Annotated in this window: 3 protein-coding genes and 1 pseudogene; 3 read left to right on the plus strand and 1 reads right to left on the minus strand. The window is 67.2% G+C overall.

The window, feature by feature from the left end; genetic code table 11:
- A partial coding sequence (locus U9980_RS27280; RefSeq protein ID WP_322770556.1) for a hypothetical protein occupies nt 1-245 on the plus strand: 245 nt, incomplete at its 5' end.
- A 37-nt stretch (nt 246-282) separates the two neighbouring features.
- On the opposite strand, the gene U9980_RS27285 is transcribed toward U9980_RS27280, so the two are convergent.
- The gene (locus U9980_RS27285) at nt 283-1,104 is read right to left on the minus strand and encodes a helix-turn-helix transcriptional regulator (protein WP_322756445.1); all 822 of its coding nucleotides are present in this window, start codon (nt 1,102-1,104) and stop codon (nt 283-285) included.
- A 64-nt stretch (nt 1,105-1,168) separates the two neighbouring features.
- On the opposite strand from U9980_RS27285, the gene U9980_RS27290 reads away from it, so the two are divergent.
- Together U9980_RS27290 and U9980_RS27295 are read left to right on the plus strand one after the other, a co-directional pair.
- A complete protein-coding gene (locus U9980_RS27290) occupies nt 1,169-1,597 on the plus strand; it encodes a VOC family protein (protein ID WP_322770557.1) in 429 nt (142 codons plus the stop codon).
- Nucleotides 1,597-2,274, plus strand: a pseudogene (locus U9980_RS27295) (aldo/keto reductase); the annotation flags it as partial. The gene U9980_RS27290 and the pseudogene U9980_RS27295, both read left to right, overlap by 1 nt.

Raw genomic sequence — 2,274 nt, forward strand, 5'->3', positions numbered from 1 at the left:
CGTTGAAGGACGTGTTCCGCCTATGCCGAGTGTGGGCGACCGGCAACAGGGCCGCGGCGTCGCGGGGCCGGGGCACGCACCTCGCCGCGTCGGCGTCGGTCGACACCCACAACCAGGGTGCCTCCCTCCTCCGCAGGTGGATCGTCGACAATCAGACGTGGATGCGCGCTCGTGACAAACTCGCGGACGACGCTGCGGCGTGGGATAGCCAGACCCTCGCACGCCCACACGACTTCACGAATTAAAGATCAGTAGTCGTCGGTGATGTTGTGGACGCCAGGTTCAGGTAGTGAGGCGGGTTTGGTATTCGCGGGGTGTCATTCCGAGGCTGCGGCGGAAGTGGCGGTGTAGGTGGCTTTGGTCGGCGAAGCCGGTGGCGGCGGCGGTTACGGCGATGGTGTGCCCGGTTTCGAGGAGGCGTTGGGCGCGGCGGATGCGGTACGCGATTTGCAGGGCGTGGGGTGGCAGGCCGGTTTGTTCGCGGAACAGCCGCAACAGGCGAAACTTGCCGATCCCGGCCGCGGTGGCGAGCCCGTCGAGGCTGATGTTGCGTTCGGGTTGGTCGCCGAGGTAGGCGTGGGCTAGACGCATAGCTTTGTGGTCGCGGGCGTTGAGTGGCGTACGGGTGGGGCGAAGGGTCGAGGACCGATCGATGATCGCACGGAGCCACTCGGCGAGTCGGTCGTCGCGTTCAAGGCGGGTGATGGGTGTTTGCAACGCGGTATGTAGTCGCAAGAACCTGCTGGCGAGGTCGGGGTCGGAGAGGACTGGTTCGGGGAAACTGACATCGGCCAGCGGCTCGGATTCGTGGTCACTGGCGAGCGTCGTGAGGTGGTCAGCATCGATGATCATGAGGCAGGCTGACCAGGGTCGGGCGTCGGGGGCCGTACCGGCGTGCGCGTCGGAGGAGTCCCAGGCGACGAGGTCGCCGGGCTGCACCAGCCAACGCCGCGGTCCCCGCCGAGCGAGCATGGGCTGGTCGGCGACGATCCCGAACACGTATTGGGCGCGGGGGTCTATGGCGTAGCGGGTGGTCTGGCCGGCCATGAGCAGGACGCGGTCTTCATCGGCCGGGTGCCAGATCCGAACCTGCTCGCTGTCCATGGCGAAATGCTACGCCGCAAGAACGTTCAAGATTGCCGGTCGCGGTGCGGCCTACGGTCAGGCCATGCCTATCACCCCGCACATCGTTGTCCAGGGCGCCGAGAGCGCGGTCGCGTTCTACCGCGACGCGTTCGGTGCCGAAGAGCTCGACCGGATCCCCACCCCCGACGGGCGGTTGATGTCGGTCCAGCTGCGCATCAGTGACGGCATGCTGCACGTGGCTGACGAGTTCCCCGAGATGGGCGTGCTCGCCCCGTCCACGATCGGCGGCACCGCGGTCGTGCTCTCGCTCGAGGTCGCCGACGCCGAAGCGGTCTTCGCCCAGGCCATCGCGGCCGGCGGGCAGGTGCGCCAACCGCTGCACGAGATGTTCTGGGGGGATCTGCACGGACAGCTCGATGACCCATACGGACACCGGTGGAACGTCAGCCAGCATGTGCGCGACGTCGGCCACGACGAGATCGTGGCCGCCGCGGCACGGGCGTTCGCCTGATGCGCTACCGGCTGCTCGGAGCCAGCGGGCTACGCGTGTCCGAGGTCTTCCTCGGCGCGATGACGTTCGGCGAGTAAGGAGGAGTCGGCGCGCCATTGGCAGAGTGCCGACGCATGCTCGATACCTACGCCGAGGCGGGCGGCAACGTCATCGACACCGCGGTGAACTACCGCGCCGGCGCCAGTGAGGATATCGTCGGTCAGCTCCTCGAGGGCCGCCGGGACACGTTTGTGCCGTCCACCAAATACACCGTGTCACGCGACCAGGCTGACCCCAACGCCTCCGGCAACCACCGCAAGAACCTGCGGGGTTCGCTGGAAACAAGCTTGCGGCGGCTGCGTAGCGACTACATCGACGTGTACTGGGTGCACCTATGGGACCGCCACACCCCCCTCGAGGAGACGATGCGGGCACTGGATGACGCGGTGCAGGCCGGCAAGGTACTCTATGTCGGGATTTCCGACGCCCCGGCCTGGGTGGTCTCGTGGGCCAACACCCTCGCCGAATGGCGCGGCTGGAGCCCGCTGATCGGCTTGCAGGTCCCCTACAGCCTGCTCAAACGTGACATCGAACGCGAGCTGCTGCCGATGGCCGAAGCCTTCGGCATGACCGTCGCCGCGTGGAGTCCGCTCGCTGGTGGGATCTTGTCCGGCAAATACACCCGCCCAGGCCGTGCC

The sequence above is a fragment of the Protofrankia sp. Cr1 genome (genome assembly GCF_963555865.1).
Classification (GTDB): domain Bacteria; phylum Actinomycetota; class Actinomycetes; order Frankiales; family Frankiaceae; genus Protofrankia.

Bases quoted from the DNA above. Each gene is read 5' to 3' on its own strand.
- U9980_RS27285 (WP_322756445.1), bottom strand. From the start codon at position 1,104: ATGGACAGCGAGCAGGTTCGGATCTGGCACCCGGCCGATGAAGACCGC.
- U9980_RS27290 (WP_322770557.1), top strand. From the start codon at position 1,169: ATGCCTATCACCCCGCACATCGTTGTCCAGGGCGCCGAGAGCGCGGTC.